Source organism: Amycolatopsis sp. NPDC114478, from assembly GCF_055633805.1.
Map to the genome: position 1 here is coordinate 557,079 of NZ_JBVKDO010000002.1, position 16,930 is coordinate 574,008.

General features: G+C 71.9%; 24 protein-coding genes. 11 read left to right on the plus strand and 13 right to left on the minus strand.

Annotated features, from left to right (window positions below; all coding sequences use genetic code 11):
• Positions 1-523 precede the first annotated feature (523 nt).
• From ACZ7OH_RS07265 to ACZ7OH_RS07280, 4 genes are read right to left on the minus strand one after another with little or no spacing between them, the layout of a single operon-like run.
• Complete coding sequence (locus ACZ7OH_RS07265) at positions 524-964, minus strand: SRPBCC family protein (RefSeq protein WP_470280037.1); 441 nt, start codon at positions 962-964, stop codon at positions 524-526.
• Positions 965-1,300, minus strand: coding sequence for an ArsR/SmtB family transcription factor (locus ACZ7OH_RS07270; RefSeq protein WP_470280038.1), 336 nt, complete (start codon positions 1,298-1,300; stop codon positions 965-967). It abuts the gene before it with no gap.
• Positions 1,297-1,743, minus strand: a complete 447-nt coding sequence (locus tag ACZ7OH_RS07275) for an SRPBCC domain-containing protein (protein WP_470280039.1) — start codon at positions 1,741-1,743, stop codon at positions 1,297-1,299. Before ACZ7OH_RS07275 ends, ACZ7OH_RS07270 begins: the two co-directional genes overlap by 4 nt.
• A 31-nt stretch (positions 1,744-1,774) precedes the next feature.
• Entirely contained in the window at positions 1,775-2,290 is a 516-nt protein-coding gene (locus tag ACZ7OH_RS07280) for a GNAT family N-acetyltransferase (protein WP_470280040.1), read from the minus strand.
• Between the two features lie 43 nt (positions 2,291-2,333).
• Here ACZ7OH_RS07280 and ACZ7OH_RS07285 point away from each other — a divergent pair, with 43 nt between their 5' ends.
• From ACZ7OH_RS07285 to ACZ7OH_RS07295, 3 genes are all read left to right on the plus strand, one after another.
• On the plus strand, positions 2,334-2,897 hold the full coding sequence (locus ACZ7OH_RS07285; RefSeq protein ID WP_470280041.1) for a helix-turn-helix domain-containing protein: 564 nt from the start codon (positions 2,334-2,336) through the stop codon (positions 2,895-2,897).
• Positions 2,898-3,043: 146 nt separating this feature from the next.
• Positions 3,044-3,649, plus strand: coding sequence for a TetR/AcrR family transcriptional regulator (locus ACZ7OH_RS07290; RefSeq protein ID WP_470280042.1), 606 nt, complete (start codon positions 3,044-3,046; stop codon positions 3,647-3,649).
• Positions 3,633-5,255 carry an acyl-CoA dehydrogenase family protein gene (locus tag ACZ7OH_RS07295; protein ID WP_470280043.1) on the plus strand — a complete coding sequence of 541 codons (1,623 nt, stop codon included), beginning with the start codon at positions 3,633-3,635 and terminating at the stop codon, positions 5,253-5,255. The genes ACZ7OH_RS07290 and ACZ7OH_RS07295 overlap by 17 nt, the downstream gene beginning before the upstream one ends.
• On the opposite strand, the gene ACZ7OH_RS07300 is transcribed toward ACZ7OH_RS07295, so the two are convergent.
• Complete coding sequence (locus ACZ7OH_RS07300; RefSeq protein WP_470280044.1) at positions 5,252-5,785, minus strand: TetR/AcrR family transcriptional regulator; 534 nt, start codon at positions 5,783-5,785, stop codon at positions 5,252-5,254. The genes ACZ7OH_RS07295 and ACZ7OH_RS07300 overlap by 4 nt on opposite strands.
• Positions 5,786-6,044: 259 nt before the next feature.
• On the opposite strand from ACZ7OH_RS07300, the gene ACZ7OH_RS07305 reads away from it, so the two are divergent.
• Positions 6,045-6,320, plus strand: a complete 276-nt coding sequence (locus ACZ7OH_RS07305) for a hypothetical protein (protein WP_470280045.1) — start codon at positions 6,045-6,047, stop codon at positions 6,318-6,320.
• Here ACZ7OH_RS07305 and ACZ7OH_RS07310 read toward each other — a convergent pair.
• Together ACZ7OH_RS07310 and ACZ7OH_RS07315 are read right to left on the minus strand one after the other, a co-directional pair.
• Positions 6,317-6,517, minus strand: a complete 201-nt coding sequence (locus ACZ7OH_RS07310) for a hypothetical protein (RefSeq protein ID WP_470280046.1) — start codon at positions 6,515-6,517, stop codon at positions 6,317-6,319. The two genes, ACZ7OH_RS07305 and ACZ7OH_RS07310, sit on opposite strands and share 4 nt — an antisense overlap.
• Entirely contained in the window at positions 6,514-7,443 is a 930-nt protein-coding gene (locus ACZ7OH_RS07315; protein ID WP_470280047.1) for an ATP-binding cassette domain-containing protein, read from the minus strand. Before ACZ7OH_RS07315 ends, ACZ7OH_RS07310 begins: the two co-directional genes overlap by 4 nt.
• Before the next feature lie 80 nt (positions 7,444-7,523).
• Between ACZ7OH_RS07315 and ACZ7OH_RS07320 the strand changes: the two genes are divergently transcribed.
• Complete coding sequence (locus tag ACZ7OH_RS07320; RefSeq protein WP_470280048.1) at positions 7,524-8,300, plus strand: TetR/AcrR family transcriptional regulator C-terminal domain-containing protein; 777 nt, start codon at positions 7,524-7,526, stop codon at positions 8,298-8,300.
• Here ACZ7OH_RS07320 and ACZ7OH_RS07325 read toward each other — a convergent pair.
• Entirely contained in the window at positions 8,283-9,452 is a 1,170-nt protein-coding gene (locus ACZ7OH_RS07325) for a cytochrome P450 family protein (protein WP_470280049.1), read from the minus strand. The genes ACZ7OH_RS07320 and ACZ7OH_RS07325 overlap by 18 nt on opposite strands.
• A gap of 86 nt (positions 9,453-9,538) precedes the next feature.
• Here ACZ7OH_RS07325 and ACZ7OH_RS07330 point away from each other — a divergent pair, with 86 nt between their 5' ends.
• From ACZ7OH_RS07330 to ACZ7OH_RS07350, 5 genes are read left to right on the plus strand one after another with little or no spacing between them, the layout of a single operon-like run.
• Positions 9,539-10,609: a TetR/AcrR family transcriptional regulator gene (locus ACZ7OH_RS07330; RefSeq protein ID WP_470280050.1), complete on the plus strand. Its 1,071-nt coding sequence runs from the start codon at positions 9,539-9,541 to the stop codon at positions 10,607-10,609.
• A 20-nt stretch (positions 10,610-10,629) separates the two neighbouring features.
• A complete protein-coding gene (locus ACZ7OH_RS07335) occupies positions 10,630-11,904 on the plus strand; it encodes an RNA polymerase sigma factor (protein ID WP_470280051.1) in 1,275 nt (424 codons plus the stop codon).
• Positions 11,901-12,665 (plus strand): alpha/beta fold hydrolase, encoded by a 765-nt coding sequence (locus ACZ7OH_RS07340; protein WP_470280052.1) that lies wholly within the window; start codon positions 11,901-11,903, stop codon positions 12,663-12,665. Before ACZ7OH_RS07335 ends, ACZ7OH_RS07340 begins: the two co-directional genes overlap by 4 nt.
• A gap of 1 nt (position 12,666) precedes the next feature.
• Positions 12,667-12,999, plus strand: a complete 333-nt coding sequence (locus ACZ7OH_RS07345) for a YciI family protein (RefSeq protein ID WP_400907060.1) — start codon at positions 12,667-12,669, stop codon at positions 12,997-12,999.
• Positions 12,999-13,484 carry a GyrI-like domain-containing protein gene (locus tag ACZ7OH_RS07350; RefSeq protein ID WP_470280053.1) on the plus strand — a complete coding sequence of 162 codons (486 nt, stop codon included), beginning with the start codon at positions 12,999-13,001 and terminating at the stop codon, positions 13,482-13,484. The genes ACZ7OH_RS07345 and ACZ7OH_RS07350 overlap by 1 nt, the downstream gene beginning before the upstream one ends.
• Position 13,485: 1 nt before the next feature.
• On the opposite strand, the gene ACZ7OH_RS07355 is transcribed toward ACZ7OH_RS07350, so the two are convergent.
• Positions 13,486-13,935 carry an anthrone oxygenase family protein gene (locus tag ACZ7OH_RS07355; protein ID WP_470280054.1) on the minus strand — a complete coding sequence of 150 codons (450 nt, stop codon included), beginning with the start codon at positions 13,933-13,935 and terminating at the stop codon, positions 13,486-13,488.
• 17 nt (positions 13,936-13,952) lie between these two features.
• Positions 13,953-14,774 (minus strand): NAD(P)H-binding protein, encoded by an 822-nt coding sequence (locus tag ACZ7OH_RS07360; protein ID WP_470280055.1) that lies wholly within the window; start codon positions 14,772-14,774, stop codon positions 13,953-13,955.
• A gap of 81 nt (positions 14,775-14,855) precedes the next feature.
• Here ACZ7OH_RS07360 and ACZ7OH_RS07365 point away from each other — a divergent pair, with 81 nt between their 5' ends.
• The gene (locus ACZ7OH_RS07365) at positions 14,856-15,782 is read left to right on the plus strand and encodes an AraC family transcriptional regulator (protein ID WP_470280056.1); all 927 of its coding nucleotides are present in this window, start codon (positions 14,856-14,858) and stop codon (positions 15,780-15,782) included.
• Here the strand turns inward: ACZ7OH_RS07365 and ACZ7OH_RS07370 are convergent.
• From ACZ7OH_RS07370 to ACZ7OH_RS07380, 3 genes are read right to left on the minus strand one after another with little or no spacing between them, the layout of a single operon-like run.
• Complete coding sequence (locus tag ACZ7OH_RS07370) at positions 15,754-16,158, minus strand: YybH family protein (protein WP_470280057.1); 405 nt, start codon at positions 16,156-16,158, stop codon at positions 15,754-15,756. The two genes, ACZ7OH_RS07365 and ACZ7OH_RS07370, sit on opposite strands and share 29 nt — an antisense overlap.
• The gene (locus ACZ7OH_RS07375) at positions 16,155-16,586 is read right to left on the minus strand and encodes an SRPBCC domain-containing protein (protein WP_400907043.1); all 432 of its coding nucleotides are present in this window, start codon (positions 16,584-16,586) and stop codon (positions 16,155-16,157) included. Before ACZ7OH_RS07375 ends, ACZ7OH_RS07370 begins: the two co-directional genes overlap by 4 nt.
• The gene (locus tag ACZ7OH_RS07380; RefSeq protein WP_470280058.1) at positions 16,583-16,927 is read right to left on the minus strand and encodes an ArsR/SmtB family transcription factor; all 345 of its coding nucleotides are present in this window, start codon (positions 16,925-16,927) and stop codon (positions 16,583-16,585) included. The genes ACZ7OH_RS07375 and ACZ7OH_RS07380 overlap by 4 nt, the downstream gene beginning before the upstream one ends.
• Positions 16,928-16,930: the final 3 nt, after the last annotated feature.

Sequence of the window (16,930 nt, forward strand, 5' to 3'; positions counted from 1 at the left end):
GGGTCACTCTCCCGATTTCATGCATAATTGCCATTATGCATGAAATGTCGGTTTAGCCCGGAAGGGCCTCCCGGGGGATCCCAGACTCTCTCTGGGACGATTTCGACCCCGAATCGCCCCTCGGTGCACGCGGCGGGGATGCGCACGTATGTTCGAGGGCCTGGTCGGCCGCAGGATCGGCCTGGGGCGTCAGGCTGACGGAGCATCTCGTGAGCCTGACGCGTCAGCGTCGCCAATCGACCTCTTGACGCCGGATCGGTCAACGTAGTTTCGTCACCGTGACGTTTTGAGGTCGAGTGGCGGGACATTGGTAGCGCGCCTCCAGGGGATGCTCCTGCGACCCCTGGAGGCACCCCCAGATGTCCTGGCGGTGCGAGGCGACGTGAGGCTCAGCCGGAAACCTCAGGAGAAGCCGTCCTGACGAACTGAACGCGTCTCCCGGGATTCCCGCCTTCGGCACCCTCCCGGCTCGTCGCCGCAGGGCGTCCTCAAGTGCCGATAATGTACATTATGTCAAGTAATGTCAGTGCCAGTCGCTGATCATGACGTCCCGCGGTGCCGGGGCGCCCTCCCCGGTCTCCAGGAGCTGCTTGAGGCTCATCAGGTAGATGGCCCACTTCGTGCTGCAGTGGTGCATGAACTCGCCGGCCTCGCGCCAGCCTTCGTGCTTGAACAGCACGATCGTGTGGTCGGCGCGCTGCTCGACGTCCCAGCGGATCGTCGTGCCGATCCACTCGGGCGGGCCGTCGACGACCTCCCAACGGACGAGCCGGCCCGGGTCGAGCTCGATGACCTTCATGTCGAAGCCGCCGGGGATGAACCGGAACGCGATGACGCCGCCGAGGTCGGTGTCCCCCTCGGTCTTCTCGGTCCACCAGCCGGAGAGGCCGTCGAGGGTGGTGAGTGCGTCGTAGACCTGGTCCGGTGTGGACTTCTGGATGCCGACGCGGTGCAGGATGTCCATTTACTTCTTCTTTCGTTCGATGGTTTCGGCGATGCGCTTGATGCGCTGGAGTCGGGCGTCCCAGGTCTTGCCGACGTCGGCGAGCTGGGCGGCGGCGCGGGCGAGCTGGGTTTCGTCGACGTGGAACTGCTTTTCGCGTCCTTCGGGCCGGGCGTGGACGAGGCCGACGCGGTCGAGGACGGTGAGGTGCTTGGCGACGGCTTGGCGGGTGACCGGGAGGTGTTCGCTGAGGCTGGTGGCCGTTCCCCCGCCTTTGCTGAGCAGTAGGTCGAGCATGCGGCGGCGGGTGGGGTCGCCGATGGCGGACCAGAGGTCATCGTCCACGGCGGTGCTCACCGGCGGGCTCCCGCCTTGGCGGCGCAGGCGGGGATGCGGGGCAGGAAGTGGTCCCAGCCGCTGACGTGGTCGGCGTATTCGGCGGCGATCTTGGCTTCGTCCCAGCCGCGCTCGCGGAAGCCGGTTTCGGTCATCCGCAGGCGGGTGCCGGTGGCGGTGGGCTCGAGCTCGAAGACGACGAGGAACGAGTTGCCCTCGGCGGCGGTCTCCCCCTCGGCGTGGGTCCAGCGGAAGGAGAAGTGTTTGGGCGGGATGGCGTCGACGACGGTGAACCCGACCCAGTTACCGCCGAAGGCGATGCGGCCTTCTCCCCCGGGTTCGACGGGGTATTCGGCTTCGTCGGGCCACCATTCGCGGACGTGTTCGGGGTTGCTGACGACGTCGAAGACGACGTCGGGGGTCGCTTCGATGTGGATTTCGCGTTCGAGTGTTCCGTGGTCCATGTCGGCTCCTCGTGCAACGTTTGGTTGCTCGTTACGGTAGCCGCGGTGGCGGTGATGCGCAACCATCGGTTGCTTGAAGGTCTTTCTGGACCCAGGCGACGTCGTGCCACGCGTCGTGTTTCCAGCCGACGCGGCGGTAGACGCCGGCGGGCTCGAAGCCGAGCGCGCGGTGCAGGCCGGCGCTGGCGTCGTTCGGGAGGGTCATCCCGGCGAAGGCGCGGCAGAAACCCTTGTCCCGCAGGCGTTCGAAGAGGGTCTCGTAGAGGGCGCGGCCGGCGCCGGTGCGGTGGCGGCCGCGTTCGAGGTAGATGCTGGTTTCGCAGGACCACTGGTAGGCGGCGCGTTCGGCGAAGGGGTGGGCGTAGGCGAAGCCGGCGATGTGGCCGTCGTCCTCGAGGACGAACCAGGCGTGCGCGTGGGTGATGCGGTGGGCCATTTCGGTGGCGGAGGGCGGTTCGGTTTCGAAGGAGATGGCGGTGTCGGTGACGTAGGGCGCGTAGACGGCGGCGCATGCGGCGGCGTCGGCGGGAAGGGCGTCTCGAATCATGGCTCATATGGTAGCTAAACTGGCTCGTATAGTATCCCGAGTTATGACCGATCCCCTGACCGCGCGTCTGGCGGCCACCGTCCACGCGGCTCGCACGTCCCGAGGTCTGTCGGCCGCTGCGCTCGCGGAGCAGTCCGGAGTGTCGCGCGCGATGATCGGCAAGATCGAGCGGGGTCACGTGCAGCCGACGGCCGCGTTGCTGGCGAAGCTGTCCGCCGCGCTGGGCATGACGTTGTCGGAGCTGATCGCGCGGGCCGAGGGCGACGAGCGGCGGCTGGTGCGCGCGGCGGAGCAGCCGGTGTGGGTGGACCCGGACTCCGGGTACCGGCGGCGGGCGGTCTCCCCCGCGGGCGGGCGTCCGCTGGAGCTGGTGGAGGTCGAGCTGCCGCCGGGGGCGCGGGTCCCGTTGGCGGCGGGGACGTACGCGTTCCTGCACCAGCAGATCTGGGTGCTGGAGGGACACCTGCGGTTCCACGAGGACGCGGAGGTGCACGAACTGGACGCTGGGGACTGCTTGCAGCTGGGGCCGGCGGCGGACTGCGTGTTCGCGAACCCGGGGCCGCTCCCCTGCCGCTACCTGGTGGCGCTGGTGAAGCGGGCCCCCTGACCAGGTGATCCGGGGTGACGAGTACGCGTTCGTGTTGCAGGTCTGCGGGGTGGCGGTATCTGCCGGGGGTGCGGCGGGTGCTGGCGTTCCTGCGTCCGCCGCTCGAGCGTTGACTGAAGCAATGAATCAGTGCTTCACTTCTTGACGTGCCCTACCGCCGCACCCCGAAGGTGCAGGAACGCCTGGACGCCCAGCGCGCGACGATCGTCGCCGCCGCGACCGAGCAGCTGGCCGAACACGGCTATGGCGGCTGCTCAGTCGCCGCGGTGGCCGAACGCGCCGGAGTCGCCGTCGGCAGCGTCTACCAGCACTTCCCCACCAAGGCCGACCTGGTCGTGCACGTGTTCCGGCAGGTCGTGACGCGGGAGGTCGAAGCCGTCCGGGCGGTGTCCGCGCAGCCCGGTGCGCCCGCCGAGCGGGTCCTGGCGGTGTTCGAGACCTTCGCCCAGCGCGCCCTGAAAGCCCCGAGGCAGGCCTACGCGCTGCTCGCCGAGCCGGTCAACGCGCTGATCGACGCCGAGCGGCTGGAGTTCCGGCGCGCGTTCACCGAGGTCGTCGCCGAGCACGTCGCGGCCGGCGTCAAGGACGGCACCCTGCCGCCGCAGGACGACCGGCTCACCGCCGCCGCGCTGGTCGGCGCGGCCGCCGAAGTCCTCATCGGCCCGTTGACCAGCGGCAACGCCGGTGACGTCGCCGAGCTCCGCACGTTCGTCGTCCGCGCTCTAGGAGGTTCCGATGCCCGCCACGCATGAGGTCACCAACCAGGTCCCGCCGCTGACCGGCCACGACGTCGGTGCCGACCCGGCGTTGCTGGAAGGCCTGGAGCGGGCGGGCGCGGGCTGGGCGGCGGGCGAGGTGCACGAGCTGGGCCGGCTGGCCGGGAGCGAGCAGGCCCAGGAGTGGGGCCGGCTGGTCAACGAGAACGAGCCGGTGCTGCGCACCCACGACCGGTACGGGAACCGCATCGACGAAGTCGAGTTCCACCCGCACTGGCACGACCTGATGACCGTCGCGGTGTCGCACGGCTTGCACGGCACGCCGTGGCAGGACCGGCGCGAGGGTGCGCACGCGGCGCGGGCGGCGAAGTTCTACGTCTGGGGCCAGGTCGAGGCGGGGCACAGCTGCCCGATTTCGATGACGTACGCGGCGGTTCCGGCGCTGCGGGCCAACCCGGAGCTGGCCGCGCGGTACGAGCCGCTGCTGGCGGCGACCGAGTACGACTTCGGGCTGCGGGAGCCGAGCGGCAAGCGCGGCCTGATCGCGGGCATGTCGATGACGGAGAAGCAGGGAGGCTCCGACGTCCGGGCCAACACGACGACGGCGACGCCGAGCGCGGACGGCAGCTACACCCTCGTCGGGCACAAGTGGTTCACCTCGGCGCCGATGTCGGACATGTTCCTGACGCTGGCCCAGGCGCCCGGCGGGCTCTCGTGCTTCCTGCTCCCCCGCGTCCTGCCCGACGGCTCGCGCAACCCGATCCGGTTGCAGCGGCTGAAGGACAAGCTGGGCAACCGGTCGAACGCGTCGTCGGAGATCGAGTACGACAACGCGGTGGGCTGGCTGGTCGGCGAGGAGGGCCGCGGGGTCCGCACGATCATCGAGATGGTCAACAACACCCGGCTGGACTGCACGCTGGGCAGCGCGTCCGGCATGCGGCTGGGCGCGGTCCGCGCGGTGCACCACGCGACGCACCGGCACGCGTTCGGCAAGGCGCTGGTCGACCAGCCGCTGATGGCCAACGTGCTCGCGGATCTCGTGGTCGAGTCGGAAGCGGCGACGACGGTGGCGATGCGGCTGGCCGCGGCGGGCGACCGGCGCGAGGACGCGCAGGAGCAGGCGTTCCGGCGGCTGGGCCTGGCGGTGTCGAAGTACTGGGTGTGCAAGCGGGCGCCGATGCACGCGGCCGAGGCGCTGGAGTGCTTCGGCGGCAACGGGTACGTCGAGGAGTCGGGCATGCCGCGGCTCTACCGCGAGGCGCCGCTGTCGTCGATCTGGGAGGGCTCGGGCAACGTCGCCGCGCTGGACGCGTTGCGCGCCATGGGCAAGCAGCCGGAGTCGGTCGCGGCGTTCTTCACCGAGGTCGAGCAGGCAGCGGGCGGCGACGCGCGGCTCGACGACGCCGTGGGCCGCGTCCGCAAGGAGCTGACCGACCTCGACGGCATCGAGTACCGGGCCCGGCGGGTGGTCGAGGCGATGGCGCTGGTGCTGCAGGGGTCGCTGCTGGTGCGCCACGGTCACCCGGCGGTCGCGGACGCGTTCTGCGCGTCCCGCTTCGGCGGCGACTGGGGTATCGCGTTCGGCACGCTGCCGGTCGGGGTGGACACGGGCGCGATCATCGAGCGTGCGGCGGTGCGTTAGCTCCCGAGGGCGTCGAGGGCGCCGGCGACCGCGGCGGCTTTGAGTTCCTCGACGGGGGCGTCGGGGAACTGCATGCAGACGTCCTGCAGGCCGCCGAGCGCGAGGATGGCCCTGGCCTGCCGCTCGAGGGTCGGCGACGGGCCGCAGATCAGCGCGGTGAGCCGGGTGCGCCAACCCAGTGCCTTGTCGATGAGGCCGAGGTCGGCCAGCGTCGGCATCTCGGCCAGCAGCATGATCACGTCGGCGCGGTGCCGGTAGTTGAAGTCGAAGAACCCTTCGACCAGCTGGCGGACCGGGGCGTCGCCGCGGGCTTCCTGGGCGAGGAGGAACTGCTCGCCGTCGTCGAGCATCGGGGCGACGATGCTGCGGACGAGGTCGTCGCGCGACGGGAAGTGGTAGTAGAGCGCGGGTTTGGTGATGCCCAGCCGGTCGGCGATGTCCTGCAGGCTGGTGCGCTGTACCCCTTGCGTCGTGAAGAGGTCGCGGGCGACGTCGAGGATGCGCTGTTTGGTGTCGGAGGGTTTCGGCACGCGCCCAGCATAACTGACTTAACGATAGGTAAGGGCCTGTAATGCAGCTTACCTATCGTTAAGTCAGGGAGGTGCTGATGCGGATCCTCGTCTCGGGCGCCAGCATCGCCGGCCCTGTGCTCGCCTATTGGCTCACCCGCCACGGCTTCGACGTCACCGTCGTCGAGCGCGCCCCGGCGCTGCGCAAGACCGGCGGCCACGCCGTCGACCTCTTCCGGCCCGCCATGGACATCACCGAACGGATGGGCGTGCGCCGCCCGTGGACCTGTCGAAGATCTACCGCGCCACCTCCGACCGGCACGTCGAGATCATGCGCGACGACCTCAGCGAGATCTACTACGACGCCGGCCGCGACGACGTCGAGTACCTCTTCGGCGACTCGATCACGGCCCTCTCCCCCGACGGCGACGTCACCTTCGAGCACGCCGCGCCGCGGAGGTTCGACCTCGTCGTCGGCGCCGACGGGCTGCACTCGAACGTCCGGCGCCTGACCTTCGGCGAGGAGGCCGGGCTGACGAAGTTCATCGGCGCCTAACTGGCCGTGCTGTCCCTGCCCGGCACCTCCGGCCTCGGCGACGGCGAAACCGTCATGCACCTGGCCCCGGCCGCACCGCCGGCATCTACCATCAGGATCGGGAACGCCACCACCGTGGCCAGCCGCGCCGGGCGCCGGGCCAGCTGCGCGAGGTAACGCCCGGTCAGCGTCCAGCCGTCTTCGAGAGCCCACCTCATCGCGACGCCTTTCCGGTCAGCTCCAGGAACACTTCGTCCAGCGTCGGGTGCCGCAGCGCCACGTCGGCGACGGCCAGTTCGGTCGCGGCCAGCTCGCGGACGAGGTCGGTCAGCATCGACGGCTCGGCCGGCGCGCTCACGCGCAGCTCCTCGGTGACCGGCTCGGCGCCGGTGACCCGGGCCAGCAACGCCGTCGCCGCACCCACGACGTCCGGATCGGTCAGCGCCAGCTCGATCCGGGTCGCGCCGAGCGAGCCCTTCAGCTCGTCCGGGGTGCCTTCGGCGATCACGCGGCCGTGCTCGACCAGCGAGATCCGGTCGGCCAGGCGGTCGGCTTCCTCCAGGTACTGCGTGGTGAGCAGGACGGTGGTGCCGTCGGCGACCAGGGACCGCACCGCGCGCCACACTTCGGTGCGGCTGCGTGGGTCGAGGCCGGTCGTCGGCTCGTCGAGGAAGAGCACCCGCGGGGTGGCCAGCAGTGACGCGGCCAGGTCCAGCCGTCGCCGCATGCCGCCCGAATACGCCGAGACCGGCTTCGAGCCGGTGTCGGCCAGGCCGAAGCGTTCGAGCAGGTCGTCGGCGCGGCGCGTGGCTTCGCGCCGGCCCAAGTGGTGCAGCCGGCCGAACAGCACCAGGTTCTGGCGGCCGGACAGGATTTCGTCGACCGCGGCCTGCTGGCCGACCAGCCCGATCGCCGAGCGCACTTTCGCCGGTTCGGTGGCGACGTCGAACCCGGCCACGCGCGCGCCACCACCGTCGTGCCCCAAGAGGGTGGAGAGCACGCGCACGGCCGTGGTCTTGCCCGCACCGTTGGGGCCCAGCAGGCCGTGCAGCGACCCGGCGGGGACGGAGAGGTCGAACCCATCGAGAGCGTACGCGTCGCCGTAGCGCTTGCGAAGTCCCTCGGCGTGGATCTGCGGAGTCATCAAGGCCCCTTAACTCTGTACTATGTACGAAGAAGAGGTTAGCACAACTCTGTACGACGTACGAGAATCCGGTGGGCAGAATGAGCGGCGTGCGCACCGAGGACAACGGCGACGGCGACCCGCGACGGGCGATCGAGCTGCTCTGGGGCGTCTCCGCGCCCCCGCGACGCGGCCCGAAACCCAAGCTGGCCACGGCCGACGTCGTCCGCGCGGCCATCGCGCTGGCCGACGCCGACACCATCGAGGCCGTCACCATCCGCCGCGTCGCCGAGCAGCTCGGCGTCTCCCCCATGTCGCTCTACACCTACGTGCCGGGCCGCGCCGAGCTGCTGGACCTGATGATCGACCACGCCCACGGCGAGCTGCCCGTCCCCGACCCGGCCCTCGGCTGGCGCGACGCGCTGACCGCGATCGCCGAAGACCAGTGGGCGCTGTTCCACCGCCACCCGTGGCTGCTGCAGATCACCAGCAGCCGCTCGGCGCTGGGCCCGCACAGCTTCGCCAAGTACGAGCACGAGCTGCGCGCGGTCGAGGGCATCGGCCTCGACGACGTCGAGATGGACGCCGCCGTCGGCCTCGTCACCGGCCTGGTGCGGACCACCGCGCGCAGCTCGCTCGACGCCGCCCGCCTGGTCCGCACCAGCGGCCTGACCGACGCGCAGTGGTGGGAGCGCGCCGCGCCGGTGCTCGCCGGCATCCCGGCGGCCGCCGCCGAGCACTACCCCCTGGCCTCGCGCGTCGGCCAGGCCGCGGGCGAAGCCCACAACGCCGCCGAAGACCCGGCCTACACCTTCCGCTTCGGCCTCGCCCGCGTCCTCGACGGCATCCAGGCGCTCGTGTCAGAGCGTCAGAAGTAGCTTCGCCGGCCGCCACGTCCCGCCGTCCGGAGCGCGGGGGACGTCGCCGGCCAGCTCCAGGTTCGGGAAGCGCCGGAACAGCGTCGAGAGCGCCACTTCCGTCTCCACCCGCGCGATCGACGCGCCCAGGCAGAAGTGCGGGCCGTGCGAGAAGCCGAGCTGCGCGGGCCCGGTACGCGTGACGTCGAGGCGGTCCGCGTCGCCGAACACGCGCGGATCGCGGTCGGCGGCCACCATCGCCGCGGTCACCCGCTCGCCTTCGCGGATCAGCTGCCCGTCGATCTCGACGTCCTCGCGGGCGAAGCGCGGCGTGGTCAGCAGCTGCGGGCTGCAGAAGCGCATCAGCTCCTCGACCGCACCCGGCCACAACTCCGGGTCCGCCCGCAGCAGGTCCAGCTGGTCCGGGTGCCGCAGCAGCACTTCGACGGCGTTGGCGATCAGGTTCACCGGCGTCTGCCCGGCCAGGACCAGGTGCCAGACGAGGGTGACCAGCTCGGTGTCGGTGAGCCGGTCACCGTCCTGGGCGTGGACGAGGTCGCCGATGAGGTCGTCACCCGGTTCGGCCCGGCTGCGCGCCACCGCCTCCTTCGCGCCCTCGATGATCGCCGGGATCGCGGCGGCGAAGTCCGGACCGGCTCCGCCCGCGACCGCGGCGCCGTACTCCCGCCAGCGCGGCCGGTCGGCCTCGGCGATGCCCGCCAGCTCGCAGATGACGTCCATCGGCAGCGGCCGGGCGAAGTGCGGCACCAGGTCCACGACGCCGTCCTCGGCGTGGCCGGGCAGCTCGTCGAGCAGCCGTCCGGTCAGCTCCGCCAGCCGTGGCCGCAGCTGCGCGGCGCGTTTCGGGGTGAACGCCGGCGCGACCAGCCGCCGCAGCCGCAGGTGCTCGGGGCCGTCCTGCTCGGCCATGGTCCGCAGGTACTCGAGGCAGTGCTCGGGGATGCCGGGCGGGCGCATGAAGCTCTCGGAGCGGACCTCGAACCGCGAGTCGGCCAGCATCGCGCGGGCCTCGCGATAGCGGGTGAGCGCCCAGAACGGGCCGAAGCCGGGGATCACCAGCCGCGCCACCGCGCTCACTTCGCGCGCCTGGTCGTAGGCGGTGAAGGGGTCGGTCAGGACCTTGAAGTCGGTCAGGTCGATCTCGGGGGTCATCCACCACTCCAGATGTTGTAATCAGATGTTCTTATCATCTCAGTGGTCACGGTATCTTGGCTCGCACCGGCACGGCAAGGAGGACGATGGTCAGGCTCAGCAGGGCGGAAACCCAGGAACGCAACCGCGCGAAGGTCCTCGCCGCCGCCCGCGACGAGTTCGCCCGGCGCGGCTTCCGCGAGGCGAAGATCGACGTCATCGCCGAACGCGCCGAGCTGACCCGCGGCGCGGTCTACTCCAACTTCCCCGGCAAACGAGCCCTGTACTTCGCCGTCCTGGCCGACCTCGCCGAACGCGCGCCCCGGCCCGCCACCCCGCCGGCGGACCCCACCGCCGCCGACGCCCTGGCCGCGTTCGCCCGCGCCTGGGTCGCCCGTCTGCCCCTGGCCACCGACGCCGACAGCGGCGAAGCCCGCCTCGGCCGCGACCTGCTCCCGGAGATCCTCGCCGACGAGCACACCCGCCGGCCGTTCGCGCAGCTCATGCGCGTCGACGCGATCCTGCTCGGGCTCGCCCTGGAACGGCTCCGCCCCGGCCGGCGCCTCGTCCGCGTCGCCGAAGCCGCGTTGACGACGTTGCACGGCGCGAGCCAGCTCGCCGCGGCCGCACCCGGCTTCGGCGAACCGTTCCACATCGTCACCGCCTGCGCCGCGCTGCTCGACCTGGGCCTCGACGACGACTGGCCGGCGACCCCGCCCCTCGCCGCCCAGGCCCGGCCCGCCGACGAGCCCTGGGCACCGCCGACGGTGACCGACCTGCTGACCGGCGAGCCGGTCCGGCCCGGCGACGGCGTCGTCACCGTCCTCGGCCTGCACCGCGCCGCCGCCTTCGAAGAAGCCGTGCGCGCCGGCGCCGACGTCACCGCCGTGCTCGTCACCAGCGACCCCGGCGAACTCGCCCCGCTGGCCCGGCTCGCCGTCGCCGACCTGCGCGGCTGCCTCGACCAGGCCGTTGCGCCCCCGGCCCGGCCTCGGCTGCGGCTGATCTGCGACGCGACCGGCGAGCTCGCCGCGGCCGCCGGCGTCACCGCGGTCAGCGACGCCACCGAGACCGCCGTCCGCGTCGAAGACGGCCGGATCGTCGCGCGCGCCGAAGGGTTCGGCGCCTGCCACGCGGCCGCTGTCGGTTCCGGCCCGAGCCGTTCGTCGGGTGGGTGACCCGGCGCGAAGGAGGCACGGTGGACGTCGAGACCGCGGTCGCGGAAGCGTTCCGCGAAGAGTGGGGCCAGGTCGTGGCCACGCTCATCCGGATCACCGGCGACTGGGACCTCGCCGAGGAGTGCGCCCAGGAGGCGTTTGCCCTCGCCCTGCGCACCTGGCCCCGCGACGGCGTCCCGAAACGACCCGGTGCCTGGCTGACCACCGCCGCCCGCAACCGCGCCACCGACCGGCTCCGCCGCGACACCGTCGGCGCCGCCAAGCTGCGGGAGGCCGCGCTGATGGACGTCCCCGACGCCCCAGACCCGGACGGCTCCGGTGTAGCCGACGACCGGCTACGGCTGATCTTCACCTGCTGCCACCCGGCCCTGGCCACCGAAGCCCAGGTCGCCCTCGCCCTGCGTACCCTCGCCGGGCTCTCCACCGCCGAGATCGCCCGCGCGTTCCTCGTCCCCGAAGCCACCATGTCCCAGCGGCTCGTGCGGGTGAAGCGCAAGATCAAGGGCGCCGGCATCCCCTACCGCGTCCCGCCCGCGCACCTGCTGCCCGAACGCACCGCCGCCGTCCTCGGCGTGCTGTACCTGACGTTCAACGAGGGCTACTCCGCCAGCGCCGGACCCGACCTGCTGCGCCCCGACCTCGCCGCCGAAGCCGTCCGCCTCGCCCGCGTCCTGGCCCGGCTCATGCCCGACGAACCCGAGGTCCTCGGCCTGCTCGCATTGATGCTGCTGCAGCACGCCCGCCGCGCCACCCGCACCGGCCCCGACGGCGAGCTCGTCCCGCTCGAGGAACAGGACCGCACCCGGTGGGACGCGGGCGAAATCGCCGAAGGCACCCAGGTCCTGGAGACGGCGTTGCGCCGGCGGCGCCCGGGGTCGTACCAGATCCAGGCCGCCATCGCCGCCTGCCACGCCACCGCCGAGACACCCGCCGACACCGACTGGGCCCAGATCGCGGGCCTCTACGGCGAGCTGCGCAAGTTCGTCCCCAGCGCCGTCGTGGAGCTCAACCGGGCCGTCGCGGTCGGCATGGCCGACGGCCCGCTCGCCGGTCTCGCCCTGCTCGACGAGCTGGACATGGACGGCTACCACCTGCTGCCCGCCACCCGCGCCGACTTCCTCCGCCGCCTGGGCCGGACCGCCGAAGCCGCCGAGTGGTACGCCGTCGCTCGCGACCTCGCGCCCACCGACGCCGAACGCGCCTACCTGACGCGAAGAATTTCGGAGGTGGTGTCGGTCCCGGGCGAGCCCGTTCGTCGGTCGGGCGAAACCCGACCACCGGAGGAAATCTCATGACCACCCTCGCCGTCCCCGGCGCCACGCTCACCTACGACGTCACCGGCCGCGGTCCGGTGCTGCTGCTGGTTCCCGGCGGCCCCGCCGACGCCGCGGTGTTCACGCACATCCGGCCGGTGCTGGCCGAGGACCACACCGTCGTCACCTACGACCCGCGCGGCCTCGGCCGCAGCCCCCTCGACGGCGAACCGGGGGACGACATCGTCGGTGAGCACGCCGACGACGTGCACCGCCTGCTCACCGAGGTCGGGCCCGCGGACGTCTTCGCCAGCAGCGGCGGCGCCATCACGATGCTCGAGAACGTCGTCCGCCACCCCGGCGACGTCCGCACCGTCGTGCTGCACGAGCCACCGGTCAGCCGTTACCTGCCCGCCGGCGCGCTCGACGGGCCCGACATCCCCGCGCTGTTCCGCGACCAGGGCATCGGTGCGGCCTTCCCCGCGTTCATGGCGCTCGTCGGTGTCGACCCCGCGCCGCCGCTAGACCCGCGTGGCGAAGGCAACTTCACCTACTTCTTCCGCCACCTGATGGCCGCCACCGGCGCCTACGAACCCGATCTCGACGCGCTCCGGGCGACGTCCGCACGGCTGGTCGTCGCCGTCGGGGAGAAGTCCGCCGGGTCGACGGCCCACGAAACCGGCCTCGGGCTCGCCGACGGCCTCGGCCTGACCGCCGTGGAGTTCCCGGGCGACCACGGCGGGTTCGCCACCGAACCGGAAGCTTTCGCCGCGCGCCTGCGCGAAGTACTGGAAGGACGCTGAAGTGCGGTACCTGCTGCTGATCGCCGGCGACGAAACCGCCGAAGAACACCAGTACGACGGCTGCGACGGCTGGGGTGAAGACCTCGCCCGCCGCGGCAAGATCCACGGCGGAGGCGGCCTGCGCCCGCCGTCGGAAGCCACCACCATCCGCGTCCGCGACGGTGAAGTGCTGCTCACCGACGGGCCCTTCGCCGAAGCCAAGGAACAGATCGGCGGCTACGTCGTCATCGAGTGCGACGACCTCGACGAAGCCTTGGAGATCGCGGCCAAGCACCCCGCCGCGACGTACGGCAGTATCGAGGTCCGTCCCGTCTTCGTCCCGGAGGAGCCCTGATGCCGTCCATCGTGGACCGGCCGGCCCAGCCCTACGTCGCCGAGCGCGCGACCCTCGGCATCGAGGAGTTCCCGCGCATCGCCGACCGGCTGCCCCCGCTGATCGGCACTCTCGCCGGGCACGGGATCGTCCCGGCCGGCGCGCCCTTCTTCCGCTACCGCGTCCTGCACCCCGGCATGCGGTTCACCGTCGAAGCCGGCGTCCCCATCGAAGGCGGCTTCGACCCCGAAGAACCGGCGTTCCTCGGCGAAGTCCCGGCCGGGAAGTATGTGCTCGACACCTACGTCGGCGCCCCCGACGGCCTGGCCGCCGCGACCGGAGCGGTCCTGGCCTGGGGCGCCGCCGAGGGCCTCACCTGGGACGTCACGGAGGGCCCGGACGGCGAGGAATGGGGTGGCCGCCTGGAAGTCCTGCGCACCAACCCCTTGGAAGTGCCCGACCCGAAAGAGTGGGTCACCGACCTGCTCTTCCGCCTCGCGGACTGAGTCACCGCCTGGTGAGCACGGCGGCGACCAGGCAGCCGAAGCCGGCCGTGCTCACCACCGCGCGCAGGACGTTCCAGCGCACCCACACCGCCTCGAAGTTCGCGCGCACCGCCGCGTAGTCGTCGCCGCCGGAGTCCAGCGCGTTGTTGAGCGGGATGTTCACCACGGCGGTGATCACGACCATCGCCGCCAGGCACGCGAACCCGGCGATCACCCACGGCCGCGGCCCCGGGTCGAGGAAGATCGCCACGCCCGCCAGCAGCGGCGCCCCCAGGAAAGTCAGCAGGAAGACCGGGTTGACGATCGCGACGTTGATCCCGCGCATCGCCTCCACGAACGTCTTGTCGTCGCCGCGGCCGATCCCCGGCATCACCGAGCACGCGTAGGCGTAGAACAACCCGGCGATCAACCCGGCCGCGACCAGCGCGGCCACCAGCACCACAGTGGACATCGGTGTCACCTTCCCCTTCACCGGGCCCAGACCCCGGTCGCCGCCGCGTCCCGCGCGAAGTCCGTGAAGTCCGTCGCCGGGCGCCCCAGCACCCGTTCGACGTCGGCGGTCACCGACTCGTTGCGGCCGTCGAGCACGCGTGCGAACAGCTCGGTCAACGCGCCGATCTCGTCCTCCGGCACGCCGTACTCGAGCGCCGCGGCCGCGTACTCCTCGGCGGAAACCGGAACATAGCGGACATCCCGCCCGGACGCGGCCGTGATTTCCGCGGCCGCATCGGCGAAGCTCAGCAGCCGTGGCCCGGTCAGCTCGTAGAGCTTTCCGGTGTGCCCGGGTTCGGTGAGCACTTTCACCGCGACGTCGGCGATGTCGCGGACGTCGATGAACGGTTCGGTCACCGCGCCCGCCGGCAATGCGATCTCACCGCCGCGCACCGCGTCGAGCAGGAAGTGCTCGCTGAAGTTCTGCGCGAACCAGCTGCACCGCAGGACCGTCCAGCCGGTCCCCGCCTCGGCCACGATCCGCTCGCACGCCTCGGCCTCTTCCTCGCCGCGGCCCGACAGCAGCACCAGGTGCCCGACGCCGTGCGCCACCGCCAGCTCGGCGAACGCCCGGATGTCGGCGGCCGCACCGGGCACCACCAGATCGGGGTAGTAGGTCAGGTAGACGGCGTCGACGTCCTTCAGCGCCGGCGCCCAGGTCTCGCGATCGCTCCAGTCGAACGGCGGCGCCCCGCGCCGCGACGTGATCCGCACCGGCAGGCCGTGCTCCCGCAGCCGGTCCGCCACGCGGCGCCCGGTCTTGCCCGTGCCGCCCACCACCAGGAAGTTCGTTGTCATGGCTCTGAGTCAACCGGCCGCCGGTGAGACTCTCCATAGTTCACAGGCTCGATCGCATATTCCAGCGTCTACACTCAGCGCATGGACCCGCTTGCCGCGCTCCTCGACGGTCCCCGCGCCCACGGCGCGTTCCTGCTCCGCTCGGTGCTGACCCCGCCGTGGTCGCTGCGCATCGAGGACCGGGCACCGCTGACCGTGGTGTCGGTCGTGCGCGGCGAGGCGTGGATCGTCCCGGACGCCGGCGAGGCCGTTCTGCTGGGCGAAGCCGACGTCGCGATCGCCCGTGGCCCGGACCCGTACCTGGTCGCCGACCACCCGTCGACGCCACCGCAGGCGCTGATCCTGCCCGGCCAGGAGTGCCGCACCCCCGACGGCGGTCACCTCACCGACTACGCCGACCTGGGGGTCCGCACGTGGGGCACCGGCGGCCCGGTCGTGCTGCTGACCGGCACCTACGGGATGGAAGGGGAGATCAGCAAGAAGCTCCTCGCGGCACTGCCGGCGTTGATCGTGCTGCGGGCGGCCGACTGGCCCACGCCACTGGTGGGGCTGCTGGCCGGCGAGATCGGCCGGGACGTGCCCGGGCAGGAAGCCGTCCTCGACCGGCTGCTCGACGTGCTGCTGATCGCCGCGCTGAGGGCGTGGTTCGACCGGCCCGACACCAGCGCGCCCGCCTGGTACCGCGCCCACGAAGACCCCGTCGTCGGGCAGGCACTGCGGTTGCTGCAGCACCAGCCGGACGAGCCGTGGACGGTCGCGAAGCTCGCCGCCAACACCGGAGTTTCCCGGGCCTCGCTGGCCCGCCGCTTCGCCACGACGGTCGGTGAGACCCCGATGGCGTACCTGACCGGCTGGCGGCTGGCCTTGGCGGCGGATCTGCTGCGCCAGCACCCGGAGTCGACGATCGCGTCGGTCGCCCGCCAGGTCGGCTACGGCAGCGCGTTCGCGCTGAGCGCGGCGTTCAAACGCGAGTTCGGCGTCAGCCCGCAGCAGTACCGGACGGCGTGAACGGCACGGAACTGTGCTCGTGGACGATCTTCCAGCCGTCCTCGCCGCGGCGGAACCCGACGGTGGCGCGGACCCACATGTCCACCTCGGTGCCGTCGGTCATGGTGCCGCGGACCCGGAACAGGTAGTGCGCGAAGCCGACATCGCCGTCGGCGACCACCTCGAGGTCCTTGATGGTCAGGTCGATCGTGGACCGGTAGCCGCCGAACCACTCCCGCAGCCGGTTCCGTTCGACGTCCCGGCCGGTGTCGCGCAGTGGGCCGAGCGCGTCGAACAGCGTGACGTCCTCGGCGTACTGGGCCACCAGCGTCTCGACGTCCTTCGCCGCCACGGCCCCGGTCCGGGATTCGACGAGGGTGGCCAGCGCAGCGGTCATCGGAGGGCCTCGCCCAGGCGGTCCAGCCAGTCGCCCGTGCCTTGCTCGCGCCACGCCGGTTCTTCGGCGCCGTCGAGGAAGGTTCCCTGCTCGGTGAGGGTCAGGCGGGTGCCGTCGCCGTCGGCGGCCAGTTCGACCGTGGTGATCGACACCGTGGCGAGCGCCTTGCCGCCGCTGAGCGTCGTCGAGTAGACGATGCGCTGCTCCGGCACTATGTCGTGGTAGGTCGAGGTGACGGCGAGCGCGATGCCGTCCGGGCCGGTGGCGCCGACGGTCTCCACGCCGCCGACGCGGAAGTCCAGCTCGTGGGTCCCATCGGGGACGAACCAGCGTGCTTTGGCGGCCGGGTCCGCCCAGGCGGCGAACACCCGCGCCGGCGGGACGGCGTAGGTGCGTTCCAGCGTGAACGTGCTGTGCGTGACGGTCATGACGTGGTCCCTTCCGACGTGTCGGGCGGCTCGGCGAGGAAGTCACCGAGCCGGTCGAGCCTGCTTTCCCACGCGGTGCGCTGCCGACCCAGCCAGTGCTCGCCGGCGCGCAGCATCTCCGGCTCGATCCGGCAGGTCCGCACGCGGCCGACCTTCTCCGACCGCACGATCCCGGCGGATTCGAGCACCTGGAGGTGCTGCACGACGGCGGCGAGCGACATCGTCAACGGCTCGGCGAGCTCGCTGACCGACGCTGGCCCGCGCACGAGCCGCTCCACCAGCGCCCGCCGCGTCCGGTCGCCCAGGGCGCGGAACACCAGGTCCAGCTCATGGTCAAGCATGTA

Bases quoted from the DNA above. Each gene is read 5' to 3' on its own strand.
- ACZ7OH_RS07315 (WP_470280047.1), bottom strand. From the start codon at position 7,443: ATGACTCCGCAGATCCACGCCGAGGGACTTCGCAAGCGCTACGGCGAC.
- ACZ7OH_RS07350 (WP_470280053.1), top strand. From the start codon at position 12,999: ATGCCGTCCATCGTGGACCGGCCGGCCCAGCCCTACGTCGCCGAGCGC.
- ACZ7OH_RS07355 (WP_470280054.1), bottom strand. From the start codon at position 13,935: ATGTCCACTGTGGTGCTGGTGGCCGCGCTGGTCGCGGCCGGGTTGATC.
- ACZ7OH_RS07330 (WP_470280050.1), top strand. From the start codon at position 9,539: ATGGTCAGGCTCAGCAGGGCGGAAACCCAGGAACGCAACCGCGCGAAG.
- ACZ7OH_RS07275 (WP_470280039.1), bottom strand. From the start codon at position 1,743: ATGGACCACGGAACACTCGAACGCGAAATCCACATCGAAGCGACCCCC.
- ACZ7OH_RS07280 (WP_470280040.1), bottom strand. From the start codon at position 2,290: ATGATTCGAGACGCCCTTCCCGCCGACGCCGCCGCATGCGCCGCCGTC.
- ACZ7OH_RS07360 (WP_470280055.1), bottom strand. From the start codon at position 14,774: ATGACAACGAACTTCCTGGTGGTGGGCGGCACGGGCAAGACCGGGCGC.
- ACZ7OH_RS07365 (WP_470280056.1), top strand. From the start codon at position 14,856: ATGGACCCGCTTGCCGCGCTCCTCGACGGTCCCCGCGCCCACGGCGCG.
- ACZ7OH_RS07285 (WP_470280041.1), top strand. From the start codon at position 2,334: ATGACCGATCCCCTGACCGCGCGTCTGGCGGCCACCGTCCACGCGGCT.
- ACZ7OH_RS07295 (WP_470280043.1), top strand. From the start codon at position 3,633: ATGCCCGCCACGCATGAGGTCACCAACCAGGTCCCGCCGCTGACCGGC.
- ACZ7OH_RS07380 (WP_470280058.1), bottom strand. From the start codon at position 16,927: ATGCTTGACCATGAGCTGGACCTGGTGTTCCGCGCCCTGGGCGACCGG.
- ACZ7OH_RS07265 (WP_470280037.1), bottom strand. From the start codon at position 964: ATGGACATCCTGCACCGCGTCGGCATCCAGAAGTCCACACCGGACCAG.
- ACZ7OH_RS07320 (WP_470280048.1), top strand. From the start codon at position 7,524: ATGAGCGGCGTGCGCACCGAGGACAACGGCGACGGCGACCCGCGACGG.
- ACZ7OH_RS07340 (WP_470280052.1), top strand. From the start codon at position 11,901: ATGACCACCCTCGCCGTCCCCGGCGCCACGCTCACCTACGACGTCACC.
- ACZ7OH_RS07325 (WP_470280049.1), bottom strand. From the start codon at position 9,452: ATGACCCCCGAGATCGACCTGACCGACTTCAAGGTCCTGACCGACCCC.
- ACZ7OH_RS07310 (WP_470280046.1), bottom strand. From the start codon at position 6,517: ATGAGGTGGGCTCTCGAAGACGGCTGGACGCTGACCGGGCGTTACCTC.
- ACZ7OH_RS07375 (WP_400907043.1), bottom strand. From the start codon at position 16,586: ATGACCGTCACGCACAGCACGTTCACGCTGGAACGCACCTACGCCGTC.
- ACZ7OH_RS07370 (WP_470280057.1), bottom strand. From the start codon at position 16,158: ATGACCGCTGCGCTGGCCACCCTCGTCGAATCCCGGACCGGGGCCGTG.